Origin of the sequence: Pseudorhodobacter sp. MZDSW-24AT, from assembly GCF_002794355.1 — a bacterium.
GTDB lineage: Bacteria > Pseudomonadota > Alphaproteobacteria > Rhodobacterales > Rhodobacteraceae > Pseudotabrizicola.
The window spans coordinates 225,956-239,103 of the sequence record NZ_PGOI01000003.1; the positions used below are offsets into that span (position 1 = coordinate 225,956).

Here is a 13,148-nt window from a genome sequence, read left to right on the forward strand (position 1 = left end):
CCCGTGCGACCAGCGGTCACGCCTTGCCGCTTCAGCCGCCTGTGTGGCTCATGTGGCGTGTCATCTGGCCAACAACACCGCTGCGGCTGTAATCGAAATCATGCCCTTTCGGTTTTCGGGCAATGGCGTTGCGGATTGCTTGTTCAAGCGCAGTATCCGAAGCCTCTGCCCGCAAAGGCGCGCGCAGGTCTGCCATGTCTTCCTGACCAAGGCACATATAAAGTTCACCCGTGCAGGTCAGGCGGACCCGATTGCAGCTTTCGCAAAAGTTATGGGTCAGAGGCGTGATGAAGCCGATCTTTTGCCCGGTTTCCTCGATGCGCACATAGCGCGCGGGACCTCCTGATCGTTCTGCCAGATCGGTGAGGGTAAATCGTTCGGCATACCGCGCGCGCAGATCTTTCAGGCTCCAATACTGATCCAGCCGATCCTCATTGCCGAGATCGCCCATCGGCATCACCTCGATCCAAGTCAGATCGTGGTCGTGCCGGGCGCACCACTCTGTCAGACTGAATTGCTCGGCTTCGTTGAAACCCCTGAGCGCAACGGCGTTGATCTTGACACGCAGACCTGCCGCCTTTGCCGCCGCGATGCCTTCGAGCACCTGCGGCAAGCGGCCCCATCGGGTGATATCGGCAAACTTCTGTGGATCGAGCGTATCCAGCGAGACGTTGATGCGCCGCACGCCGCATTCGGCCAGCTCAGAAGCATACTTGCCCAATTGACTGCCGTTGGTCGTCAGCGTGAGTTCTTTCAGCGCGCCCGAGTTCAGGTGGCGTTGCATGGCACGGAAGAAGGTCATGATGCCCTTGCGCACCAGCGGCTCTCCGCCTGTGATGCGGAGCTTCTCCACACCCATCCTGACGAAGGCAGAGCACACCCGATCCAGTTCTTCCAAGCTCAACAGGTCTGCCTTTGGCAGAAAAGTCATGTTCTCTGCCATGCAATAAACACAGCGGAAATCGCAACGATCTGTCACCGATACGCGCAGGTAAGAAATGGCGCGGGCGAAGGGATCGATCAGGGGGGCTGTGTGGGTCATTGCGCGAAGGTAAGACTCCGCCGATGCGCTGGCAAGGCAGGATCGAGGCATTGCGGTGTGAGAGACGGAGGACTATCGTTTCTCTATGCAAAAGTTCATTCTCATGAGTCTCGTTCTTGTCGCCGCCTCTGGATGCGCGGTGCTTGATGGTTCGAAACGTTCGGGCGGTTCTACGACGGCCTCCGGCCAAACGGCGGCGGCGGCCTCTGCGCCCGCCATGGGCGCAGGGCAAAGCGCGGCAGCTCTTGATACGACCTCTGCAGAGCAAAAGCAGGCAGCACTTGACGCGCCTGCCGCGAGCGGAGAGCGGCAATTGGGCAAAGTCGCTGTCAGCCTTGGCAGCCCATCCGAACCGGGGATCTGGTTGCGTTCGGCTTTGGTCACGGCTCCGGGCAAAGGCCGGGTGGTGACAGCTTCGGGTCAATCCGTCGCAGTGGATCTTTTGCCGGGGCAGGGCGCGGCGCAGCTGGCCTTGCCCGGCTTTGTGGCTTTGGGCTTGTCTTTGACCGCGCTGCCAGAAGTGACTGTTTTTGCCAATTAAGAACGTTGCGCGTGTCGTCGGACGCGGTTCCGGCGGCGCGGGGCGCCGGAAAAGGGGAAGGCAGATGGCACGAAGGCAAGTGGCGGCGGGGTTTGTTGTTTCCATGATCTTGGCAGCGCCAAGTCATGTCCACGCCATGGATTGCGCGGATGCCATGACACAACAGGCGATAAATGCGTGCATCGCAACGGAGTTTGAAGCAGCAGACACGGATCTGAACGCTGCCTATCGCTCCGCGCGTGCGTTTATGCAACGCAGGGATGCGGCCCACTCCGCCAAATCGACCGAGGCTGAAGTGGCTTTGCGCGATGCACAAAGGGCTTGGATTTCCTATCGCGATCAAGCCTGTTTTGCCGAAAGCTTCCTGATGAAGGGCGGTTCGGCCGAAGCGATGGTTGTGCTGGGATGCAAAGCCAGACTTACGCAACAAAGAGCGCAAGACTTGTGGACGCTTGCCGCGGGACCAGAAGGCTGATGGCCTCTGTCCCGTCCTTTATTGTTTGAGCGATTGCTCGACTTCCGCAGCCAAGATATCCGCGAGCCTCTTGCGAAATCTGGGTGCGTTCAGGCGAGACGTGACATTCTGGCAAATCTTCTTTTCAAGCCCAACTCGGCCACGTGCCTGTGCTTGGGTCAGCAAGACGCGCAAATAGGGGCCGAAGTTGCGGCGACCGCGCCAGATCTGCGCGAAGCTCTGCATGTTCAGTGTGCCCGCCATCGCGGCCTGTGCAAGCGGAGTGACGACCTGCATGTGGGTAAATGACCAGTCAAGGCGCCCTCCCAATCTTGGACAGCGCAATTGCGTCACATGAGGGCCGCGGAACAACGCGGCATGCATCGCATCTTCCGTGACATCGGGGTCATGCAAGATATAAACCCGGGCTGCCCCCTCGATCATGTCGGGCGCATAGCCATATCGGCTTGTGAAATCGAGTTTTCGCGCCTTGACGGCACGCTTGTCCCACCCGGCCATGTCTGGCTTCAGGGTCGCTCGTGGAGACAGAGCAAGAACAGTAGCGCCGGGCGCGGCGACAGAGAAGGCAGCGGCGGCGTAGCCTTGCACGCCCGACCCCATGAAGAGGACGGAGTCGAAATCTTCGAAGAAGGCATCATCCACCAGCCGGTCGAAATAGCCGTAGACCCGGGGGTCGCGATACCATGTGTCACCATCCGCGATCAAACAAAGATGCGACCATCCTTTGTCCTTCGCGATGTCATGCCCGAGCGGCATTTGACCCGGCCTTGAAAGAATGTCGCCAGCCTGCTCGAAGCTGACCAGCATCGTGGGAGATTCATCGACAAAAAAGGCCCAATGCCGCGCGCCCAAGGCCTGAAAATAGCCAGCCTCTTCCCCGATCTCGTCCATCATCGCCAACCAGCCGGCGCGTGCGTCCAGCTCTGCCGCAGATCCGTCAGAGATTGCCTGCGCAGAGGCGGCCGCTGTTTGCGGCGGGGAAAATGTATCCGACATCACAATCTCCATTCCTCGCGATCGCCGTGGTGCGCGCGCGGACAATGACCTTCTGCGAAGAGCCTAACCATCTGATCGTGGCCGTTTTACGGCAAGACCGCGATGGACAAAACAGACTTGTGCATGAGGGCGCAGGGTCTCTGCCCAAGTGGCAAAAAGCTGCCCACTGAAACTCACGCCGGCCTGTCCGCGCGTCATCGTGTTCGCCAGTGACGAACATGGGGTAAGGCTAAGCGGGCCATCGCCCTCCGCCCGTTGTTCCGCCCGCAGATCGTGCCCCGAGTCAGGCTGCGCAACAGGTGCCTGTGTTCCGATCCGCCCAATGTTCTTTAGGCCCCGGGACAGGGATTTAACATGTGCCGAGCCTTGCCTTTGAAAATGGCGGGTCCGCGGCGCTGCCTGATCGGCGAATCTGCCATCCTTTAGGCCAAAGATCCACGATGACACAGGGATGACTTCGGTCGTGGGCGCGGCGGCGGCAGCCAAGGCTTTGATGGTGCGCACCACATACCAGAAGAAACGCGCCTTCTTTCTTCATTGTCGTGCTGATGGTGAAGCCGCTTCGCTGCCACAAGCTGGCTCCGACACGGCGCCTGCCGCACAAGGCGTCGAAGGCGTGTCGGCAGTTTGGTGCATGGCACGACGCGGGGGACAGGAATTTTCGCAGAAAATTCGTGCCATCACGTGTTGGCCTCATCGCTGGGTTCGACGGTAAAGAAGAAATCAGGCGGCAAATCTCTGGCATGAAGGTCGGGAGGGATGACGCTGGGGCCGGCTGCAAAGACGGCAGACCCAAAGTGATGTTGCAGGCGGCAAAGCTTTTGCATGCGCGGGCTGGTAAGCTCGCGGAAAAAACTGCGGTGGCGATCGGCTTGCAGCAATTCTGCGATCTTCGCCCGGTGGCAGGCAACCGCGTGGTCGTGAAGCGCGCGAATGTCGGGATCGGCCAGAAGCCTCGCATATTCGGCTTTGATCGCCGGGAGCATCCGTTGAATCGATGTATCCTGCGTGAAATTGTGGTTCATGCGAAACCAGTAGGCGAGCCCTTGATCGCGATCCACATGGTTGACGCGTCCGCGGTCACGCTTGACAAGAAAGCTCTCGGCAGAGCGCACCGCATAGTGATTGAGTTGCACCCAGTCGTATCCGTAGGTGTCGAGCGTAGACCGCCAACCGTTCCGGAACATCTCTTTGGGCATGGGCTTTCCCGAGCCGTTCAGCCACTTGATATGTGTCCAGAGATCCGGCTTCAGGCCTTTGGGACGGTGAACCCCAAGTTTCTTGTACAGGTCGATGTTGCGAAAAAGGGTCTTGAATCCCCAGGCCTGATGCGGCTTGCGGATCACTTCAGGCGCGCAACGGGTGAACTGCTCCACCACCAAATGATCCTGGTAGTGCGAGACATCCGAATTCCCGAACAGCCGCCATGTCAGGCTGATCATGTTGGCTTCACCCAAGGCGGCGTAGAGCGCACGCAAGGTGCCATCGCCAATCTTGATGGTGATGAATTCATCCACGTCCATGCAGATGCCCCAGTCACACTGCTGCATCACAGGTTCCGACTCGGCTGCCTGCAATGCTGCGTGCTGGGGCTTCAACGCGCCCCCGGGCACCCAAGGGTTCATACGATGCTGGCACAGGCCGCGGGCTTGCAGCAGGTCCAGCAGCTTGTCGGTGCCATCTGTGCAATCGTTGGTGTAGATCAGAAAATCATTCACGCCGATCGCCCGATGATAAGCAATCCATTCCAGGATGAAGGGACCTTCGTTTTTCATCGTGGTCACGATGGCCGTGCGTCCCGCCTCTGCCGCGGGCTTCGCGGCTGACCGTGGGCGCGACGTGGGCGCTCTCACCGGCACATGGCGGAAGAATTGGTCCGCCATAGTCAACAGTGCAGGGTCTTCGACAAGCGAGGTCTTTGGGGCCAATGGCTCGGCGTGATGCGCGGGCACCCGGATCGCCATGGCACGATAGAAAGGGATCGCTTGTGCAGAGTCTGGTTTTGCAAAAGCGACGCGTGCCATGCGCCAAGTCTTTTCCAAACCCGCCTTGGCCGGAGCAACGCCCCAGCGCGCCATGCCTTGCCGCGAATCGAACTGGCGGCAGATATGGTCGCCAAAGCCCGGCGCGTCCTTGGATCGCACTCGCCAAGGATATGTGCGCCGTCCCGCCAACAGGACAACGCCTTGTCGCGCCGTATGGCATTGATCAAAGGCATTTGGGCCGCTCGGGGCCAGCACATCGCTGACGTCCAGAAACAGCACGGCCCTTGCCCGCGACAGAAACCGCCATTTGAGCGACTCAATCACGATGTGTTCTGACAGCGCCGAGCGCCAAGGGTCAGGCGATGGCACCGCCATTCGATCTTTCCCCGGGGCGTCCGGGGCAAACCATGGGTGATTGGCGGGGCCCTCATCTGGCTTTCCCAAAGGTATCGGGCTGTCCAGCACCACCACCGTCAGGGGCGATGTTCCCAGAGCTTGGCGCAAAGCCTCGGCAAACGCGGCACCATCCGGGAGTCGGGTAACAATCAGCGCGGCCTGAAGGCCATGATGGGTCGCATGATAGTGCAGACCCTCGGCCACCTGTGCAGCGGACTCATCGGTGCGAAAGCCGAAAACTGTGTTTAGCCCCGCGAAAAGCTCTGGTTCAGCGGAATGTGGCGTGAGAGCAAGGCGCTGACCGCTTTTGAGGGCAAGCGGCGCGCGTTGGGCTGTCATAACAAGGGTTGCATCGAAAATCTCGCGCAATTCTGTCGGAGTCGCGCATCCCGGCGCCCCATCTGGCGCGAAGGCTTTAGGCTGTGTGCCTTTCCCGAAAACCGTCAGCATGCGTCCGTCCGGGAAAGCTATACAATCCAGCATCCGTGTCACGCCGGAGAAATCAAGCTCGCGCGCCATCAGACTTCGGTGAAAGACAGCTGCTTGCTTTGGCTCCGCCCCGTGCGCCATGCCCGTAAAACCCTGTCTTGCGCGGTCTTTTGCCGCTTGCTTGTCTGCCGCATCATGGCGATGGCCCGACATGAAAGCAAACCTCTTCCGGCTCGCGCAGCGCCCTTTGCAAAAAGGTCCTATTTTCGCCAGACTGCTGCGCTAGCGCCGACACGAACGGCGTGTCAGGGGTTTGCGCGGCTATGGTCAGGGTCAGGGAAGTCGGGACACTTTGGATCGGCGGCAGCCTGTCGTGGATGGAACAGCTTTGCCTCAAGTCCTTTGTGGATCGGGGGCAGCAAATCACCCTGTTTTCCTATGAAGCGATCCCGAACGTGCCTGCTGGCGTGATCCTGCGTGATGGGCGCGAGGTTTTGGACACCGACAACTTTCTCAAATACGAAAAGAAGGACAGTTTTGCGCTCTTCGCAGACCTGTTCAGGCTGCACATGATTGCCAGCAATCCGGGCATGATCTGGGTGGATACCGATGTCTACTGCCTGCGCCCCATGACATATGAAAGCGATCATGTGCTTGGCTTTGAATTGCCGGGAAATCACCGGGTCAACAATGCCGTGCTGGGCTTGCCGGCCCATGGCGCATTGCTTCATGCCCTGTTGGCCTACACCCAAGATGTGTATGCAATCCCGCCCTTTGTGAAAAGGAAGCTGCGGGACAGTTATCGATCCGCCATGGCGGCAGGTCAGCCTGTGCATGTCAGCCAACAGCCTTGGGGCGTTTGGGGGCCGATGCTCGTCACCCATTTTACGCATGCTCTGGGTCTTGAAGAACAGGTCCAGCCGCTCGAGGCGTTTTATCCCATTCCTTTCCCGGAGCGGCTCAAGTTTTTGCGCGCCGCGGAAGTGGCGGAAAGGATGATCACATCTGAAACCACAGCCTTGCACCTTTGGGCATCAAACAAACGCGAACTCGGGCTGCGCCATCAGGGGCTGCCTCCCGTCGGCAGTTATCTGCACAAACTTTTGAAACTGCACGAAATCGAGGCCGAGGCTGCGCCGATCAAAGCAAGAGGGAAGCATGTGTTTGACGCGGGACTGGTAGACCGTCTGGACGTGGCCGAGGTCCGGCACTTCGCCGATCTGGGAGGAAACGCGCAAAGCCTTGCACTGGCGGCTTGGCAGAAATGGGGGTGCGATATTCATCTGGTCGACATCGATCCCAAAGGCCGTTGGTCCCCCAGCCCTTCACCTTGGGTCGCGCCTTATGAGCAATATCTGACAGCGCATGGCGTGCCGCACAGGCAGATCACCCGGGTGGCGGACGCGCGCGCGTTGATGCGCACGGATGTGATCGCAAACTTGACTGGCTTTGGGGATGTGAACAAAGTCAAGCCTTTGGCAGGCCTTCTGGAAGCGATGCTGCATCCTGGGTCTCGGATGGTGATGGATATCCGCAAGGGGTCCGGCGCTTATCCTCTGCTTAACGCCTATGGCACATGCGAGACCATCAGCACGCGGGATGCGAATGGTGTTTCCATCACGCGGGCGCTGTTTCGGGCAACGCCCCCCGCGGCCGAAAAGACCGGTACAGACGATTGGGCGCAGATCGCATCGGAGCTTGCGGGGAGTGAGGGGTTTTATCGTGACAACGCGGAACACTCATTTTTGTTCATCAAGCGTTCGGACACGCTGGTGGTGACCTTCGACAATCTTGATCTGGCGATGGAGAAGCGACAAGACCGCAAACCCTGGGGTTTTTCTTTCATCGAAAAGCAAGGCTGGTCCATGCTCGGCGTCATGGCAAAAGGCTGGACATGGTATCGCGACCCTTGGGTCTGGCAACAGTTCGAAGACCTGCGCACCTCTGGCTTTTTTGCAGCATTCAAACGCGTGGTCTTTTACGGCGCGTCCATGGGGGGCTATGGTGCAAGCGCCTTCGTTTCGGCCTGTCCGGGGGCTGACGTCGTCGCCATTTCACCTCAGTCCACCTTGAACCGTGCGCTCGTGCCATGGGAGACACGGTATCGCAGCGCTTGGTCTCGGGATTGGTCGGGGGCCCATGCCGATGCCACAGAATCAAGCGGCACTGCGGGTCGCGTTTTCCTGCTCTATGACCCATATGAGACACTTGACCGAGCGCACGCAGAGCGGTTTGTCGGACAGAATGTTTTGAAATTGCGCGCACCACTGCTTGGGCATCGTTTGGGCTCCAGCTTACAGCAGATGGGCATCCTTGCGCCCATCACACTTGCAGCACTGAATGGCACCCTGACCGAGACAGAGTTTTATCGCAGCTTGCGGGCGCGAAAGTCCTTTCCCCGCTATCAGCGCGAATTGTTCAAGCGCGCACTGGACAGGGGAAGACCAGGCCTTGCGCGCAAACTGGGGCGCTGGGTTCTGACGCGTGGGAACAATCGCTACATCCGACGGGAGATGATGTCTTTGTAGGCGCAGTGCCAGCAGCTCTCTCTTGCCGTCCTGTTCATCCCTTGGTCGTAGGTGCGCAGGTGATGGCTTGACCCAGCGGGGTTTTGTGACCCAGCATGTGGCTTAACAAAGGAGAGCACCTTGGCAACAGCGGTTCCGACCTCGATCGATGCCACCGAAAACATGCTTGCGGAACAGGGCTATGTCGCCAGCCGCGCCTTGGCTACCGTCGTGTTCTTGTCGTTGCGTCTGGGCCGCCCCTTGTTTCTGGAAGGCGAAGCGGGCGTGGGAAAGACGGAGATTGCCAAGACGCTTGCCAGCGCGCTTGGCCGCCGTTTGATCCGTTTGCAATGCTATGAGGGGCTGGATGCGGCGTCAGCGGTGGCAGAGTGGAACTTTGCGGCACAGATGGTTGCGATCCGTGCAGCGGAAGCCAGCGGAGCCGGGGCAGCAAAGGCCGATCTTTTCACAGAGGAATTTCTGATCGAGCGTCCCCTTCTTGCGGCCATGCGCCCGCAACCCGGTGGCCCGCCGGTTCTGCTGATCGACGAGATTGACCGCACGGACGAACCGTTTGAGGCCTTTTTGCTCGAGGCGCTGTCAGACGCGCAGGTGACGATTCCTGAACTTGGCACCATTCATGCTCCTGAACCGCCGATCGTGATTTTGACATCAAACCGCACCCGCGAGGTGCATGACGCCCTCAAGCGGCGCTGTCTCTATCATTGGGTCGATTATCCCGCGTTCGCTCGCGAGTTGGACATTTTGCAAGCGCGCGCGCCGATGGCACAGGATGCGCTGAGCCGGGAGATTGTCGCATTCGTGCAGCGTTTGCGGCGGGAGGATCTGTTCAAACGCCCCGGGGTCGCTGAAACGATCGACTGGGCGAAGTGCTTGCTTGCCTTGGACGTGATCGCGTTATCACCTGACGTGATCGCCGATACATTGGGTGCCATCCTGAAGTATCAGGACGATATCCAAAAGATCCAAGGATCCGAGGCCAAGCGATTGCTTGAAGAGGTCCGTCGTGAGCTCACCGCCGCATGACAGCCTCCATCTTGTGTTCAGTTCTGTTTGGATGGCGGATGGTTTCCCCTCCCTCTGCGGGTCGTGCGGCCCATCGGGGCGGTGATGTCAGCCAGTGATGCGCTTCACATTCCCGAGGATGGCAAACTGGCGCACAACATCACCCATTTCGCGCGGGCCTTGCGCAAGGCGGGCCTCCCGATCGGGCCTGGGCGCGTGCTCGATGCCATCCGTGCCGTGAGCGTAGTGGGATTTTCCGAACGCAGTGATTTCTACTGGACCTTGCAAGCCTGTTTCGTCAACAGGCCAGAAGAGAGAATTGTCTTTGAACAGGTGTTCCGCCTGTTCTGGCGCGATCCGAAGTATCTTGACCATATGATGAGCCTTTTGCTGCCCTCTATCCGGGGCGTGCAAGAGGAACGTTTGGCGGGCGCTGCAGAGAAGCGCGCAGCTGAATCCCTGCTGGATGGCATCACGCGCGACCTGCCGCAGCATAAGGATGACTCCGCAGACGCCCCCCAAATTGAAATCGACGCAACGGGCACCACGAGCCGTGACGAGCGTCTGAGAACGCTGGACTTTGACCAAATGTCCGTGGAGGAGGTGGCGCAGGCCAAGCGAATGCTTTCAAAACTGAGCCTGCCCGTGCGTCCGTTGCGAACCCGGCGCAGCCGAGCCTCTGGCCACGGTCCGCAGATTGACTTGCGCAGAAGTTTGCGAGCGTCTTTGCGGCAGGGCGGCGAGATCACGCAACTCGCGATGAAAGCGCCGCGCCTGCGTTGGCCAAACCTTGTTGTGCTGTGCGATATTTCGGGAAGCATGAGCCAATATTCCCGTGTGATTCTGCACTTTGTGCACGCAGTCGCAAATCACCAAGGTCAAGGCTGGGCGAAAGTGCATGCGTTTACGTTTGGCACACGATTGACGAATGTCACGCGTCACCTGAAGAACCGCGATGTCGATGCTGCATTGCGCGCGGCGGGGGCAGAGGCACAGGATTGGTCAGGTGGCACACGGATTGGAGCAAGCCTTGCGGCGTTCAACCGGGACTGGTCGCGCCGGGTTCTGGGGCAGGGCGCTGTGGTTCTGCTGATCACCGACGGGCTGGACCGTGACGACACTTCTCAGCTCGCCGCAAGCATGGAGCGCTTGCACCTCTCCTGCCGTCGGCTGATCTGGCTGAACCCTTTGCTGCGATGGGAAGGATTTGCGCCAAAGGCACAGGGCATTCGCGCCATGCTGCCGCATTGTGATGCCTTCCGAGCAGGGCATTCCATCGCCTCATTGGCGGAATTGGCCGCCGCGATCACGGACAGAAATGATGGCGGGGAAAAGCAACGACTTCTGCGCATGATGACGGGAACCTGAGTTCGCGCTTCTGCGTTTACGTGCGTAGGTTGAGCAGCCATTGGCCCGGATCGGCGCTTGTTATCGCATAACAAAGCACTGCGCTCTAGGGTCCGTCCATGCTTAACGGCGGTCGGGGACGCTTGTGCGACTCGGGCTTGTCTCACGCGAAAGGAAGAATATGAAACGCCTACTTTCCACCACGACAGCACTCTCGCTTGCACTTACTCCAGTCACGCCATGGCCATTGATGGCCCAAACGGCTGACGTGAACCTGACCGTCGCCGAGGACGGCTCGGTGCTTTCTGCGGATGGTGAACTTCTGTGTTCTGTCCTCGCAGGCCAAGAGTGCGATCCTGAGGCGATCGCGCAGCAGGTTCTGGAGGGCAATGAAGAGCAGCTGAAGGCAGAAGCGGCTGCGGCGGAAGAGGCGGCGCGCACGGCAGCAGAGGCTGCGGTGGCAGATGATGTCGCGGAAGAAGCGGCCCGCGCGGCAGAAGCCGCGGCTGCCCAAGAGGCTGCTGCCGCCGAGGCTGCGCTCGCAGAGGAAACAGCCGCCGCCGAGGCTGAAGCGGCAGAGGCCGCAAGGATCGCGGAAGAGGCCGCCGCAGCAGAGGCGGCTGCTGCCGCAGACGCCGCAGCGGCTGCACAGGCCGAGGCAGAAGCCGCCGCCGCAGAAGAAGCTTTGCGCCTTGAGCTTGAGGCCGCAGCTGCCGAAGACGCTGTAGCCGCCGAGACAGAGTCCTCCGATGCGATTGTGGAGCCCGAGACGGTCGAGACCGACGAGGCCCCTGAAAACGACATTGCGGCGCAGTCGACTCCTGAAGAAGGAAGTGACGCCGTAGACGACGGCGCGGCCTTGCCTGAAGCAGACACAGCGGCGGAAGCGAACGCCGCAACGGAAACTGAAGCGCTTGAAGAAACCGCTCCAGAAGCAACTGTGAGCGCAGAGGAAGCCGCGCCGACCGCAGAGGCCGAGGTGGTTCTGGACGCCGAGACAGAAGCTGCCGCTGCCGCAGCCGAAGCCGCCGCAGAAGCTGCGGCTCAGGCCGCTGCTCAGGCCGAAACTGAGCCACAGGAACCGGTAGAGGCACCAGTGGTGAGCGAGCAGGAAACTGAGTCGCTGCTAAACCTCCTCGCAACGCCGTCTGCTGTCGAAGGTGCAGAAGAGGGTTCTGACGCGCTGGGCAGCGTCGCTGCTGCGGCCGCCGCTTTGGGATTGGTCCCTGGATCCACTGCGGAAAGCGCCGCCCCTGCGCCAGACGGCACAGCACCCGCAGCCCAAGCAGAACCCGAAAATGTGACTGTCACCACCGTGACCGAGGCGGACACGCGCTCTTCTGCGGAAGAGTTTGCCGCAGCGCCCACTGCCGTGGGCGAAAATCGGCGGTCCGGCCTTTCCAATCTCGAGAAGGTTGGTCTGCTCGCGCTCGGGGCACTTGTCGTGGGCAAGGTGCTGAGCGACGGCCGCGAAGTTGTTGAAAACACAGGTGACCGTGTTGTCGTGCGCGATCCGCAAGGCAATTTTGTGGTCTACAAAGATGACGACACCTTGCTGCGGCGTCCTGGCTCGACGGTGCGCACGGAAACGTTCAGCGACGGCTCGACCCGCTCTATCGTTGAGCGTGACGACGGTGTGCAAGTGGTGACCATTCGGGATGCATCTGGCCGCGTGCTGCGCCGCTCGACCTATGACTCAAGGGGCAATGAAGTGGTGTTGATCGACGACCTCGCACGCGAAGAACGCATCGACGTGTCGACCCTGCCGCGTCCTCGGCCCGACCGCGTGACGATTTCCACCAATGACAGCGATGCCGCCCTTAAAGCCGCTATGGCGCGGGAAGAAGCGCGTGCCTTGGGTCGCACCTTCAGCCTGCGTCAGATCCGGGAAATTCCGCAGGTGCGCGCGCTTGCGGCGACCATTGATGTCGACAACATCACCTTCGATACGGCCTCTTCTGTCATTCGACCCACGGAAGCGCGTAAACTCGCGTCGATCGGGCGGATCATGGATGACATCCTTCGAGACAATCCGGGCGAGGTTTTCTTGATCGAAGGTCACACCGATGCTGTCGGATCTGCGTCCTATAACCTCACACTGTCCGATCGTCGTGCCGAGTCGGTGGCACTGGCTCTGACCGAGTATTATGGAATTCCTCCGGAAAACATGATCGTACAGGGGTATGGCGAAAGCGAGTTGCGGATTGAGACGCAAGCCGATGAACGCCGCAATCGTCGGGCTGCGGTGCGGGTTATCACCCCGCTGATGAACACGGCCGCGCTGCGCTGATACGACTTGACGTTTAACGCAATATGGACGCCGCAGGGTCATCCTTGCGGCGTCTTTTCATGAAGAGTCGGGCTTCGTTGCTGTGACACCTTTTGACAGTGGCAGCGCGCCGCA

At 60.0% G+C, this 13,148-nt stretch carries 9 protein-coding genes; 6 read left to right on the forward strand and 3 right to left on the reverse strand.

What is annotated here, in order from left to right; all coding sequences use genetic code 11:
• Positions 1 to 31: 31 nt before the first annotated feature.
• Positions 32 to 1,042, reverse strand: a complete 1,011-nt coding sequence (gene moaA / locus CUR21_RS04450) for a GTP 3',8-cyclase MoaA (protein WP_100195810.1) — start codon at positions 1,040 to 1,042, stop codon at positions 32 to 34.
• Positions 1,043 to 1,145: 103 nt separating this feature from the next.
• On the opposite strand from moaA, the gene CUR21_RS04455 reads away from it, so the two are divergent.
• Positions 1,146 to 1,583 (forward strand): hypothetical protein, encoded by a 438-nt coding sequence (locus tag CUR21_RS04455; protein ID WP_100195811.1) that lies wholly within the window; start codon positions 1,146 to 1,148, stop codon positions 1,581 to 1,583.
• A 64-nt stretch (positions 1,584 to 1,647) separates the two neighbouring features.
• On the forward strand, positions 1,648 to 2,058 hold the full coding sequence (locus CUR21_RS04460; protein WP_100195812.1) for a lysozyme inhibitor LprI family protein: 411 nt from the start codon (positions 1,648 to 1,650) through the stop codon (positions 2,056 to 2,058).
• A gap of 18 nt (positions 2,059 to 2,076) precedes the next feature.
• Here CUR21_RS04460 and CUR21_RS04465 read toward each other — a convergent pair whose 3' ends face one another.
• Both CUR21_RS04465 and CUR21_RS04470 read right to left on the reverse strand, forming a co-directional pair.
• Complete coding sequence (locus tag CUR21_RS04465) at positions 2,077 to 3,054, reverse strand: phosphoadenosine phosphosulfate reductase (protein ID WP_100195903.1); 978 nt, start codon at positions 3,052 to 3,054, stop codon at positions 2,077 to 2,079.
• Positions 3,055 to 3,734: 680 nt separating this feature from the next.
• A complete protein-coding gene (locus CUR21_RS04470; RefSeq protein ID WP_232622681.1) occupies positions 3,735 to 5,318 on the reverse strand; it encodes a glycosyltransferase family 2 protein in 1,584 nt (527 codons plus the stop codon).
• Positions 5,319 to 6,187: 869 nt separating this feature from the next.
• Between CUR21_RS04470 and CUR21_RS04475 the strand changes: the two genes are divergently transcribed.
• The 4 genes from CUR21_RS04475 to CUR21_RS04490 all read left to right on the forward strand — a co-directional run bounded on the left by CUR21_RS04475 (position 6,188) and on the right by CUR21_RS04490 (position 13,034).
• Positions 6,188 to 8,392, forward strand: a complete 2,205-nt coding sequence (locus CUR21_RS04475; RefSeq protein WP_100195813.1) for a hypothetical protein — start codon at positions 6,188 to 6,190, stop codon at positions 8,390 to 8,392.
• A 162-nt stretch (positions 8,393 to 8,554) separates the two neighbouring features.
• Positions 8,555 to 9,418, forward strand: coding sequence for an AAA family ATPase (locus tag CUR21_RS04480; protein ID WP_369802506.1), 864 nt, complete (start codon positions 8,555 to 8,557; stop codon positions 9,416 to 9,418).
• A gap of 84 nt (positions 9,419 to 9,502) precedes the next feature.
• Positions 9,503 to 10,765 (forward strand): VWA domain-containing protein, encoded by a 1,263-nt coding sequence (locus tag CUR21_RS04485; RefSeq protein WP_100195905.1) that lies wholly within the window; start codon positions 9,503 to 9,505, stop codon positions 10,763 to 10,765.
• A 160-nt stretch (positions 10,766 to 10,925) separates the two neighbouring features.
• Positions 10,926 to 13,034, forward strand: a complete 2,109-nt coding sequence (locus CUR21_RS04490; protein WP_100195815.1) for an OmpA family protein — start codon at positions 10,926 to 10,928, stop codon at positions 13,032 to 13,034.
• The last annotated feature ends 114 nt before the right edge of the window (positions 13,035 to 13,148 follow it).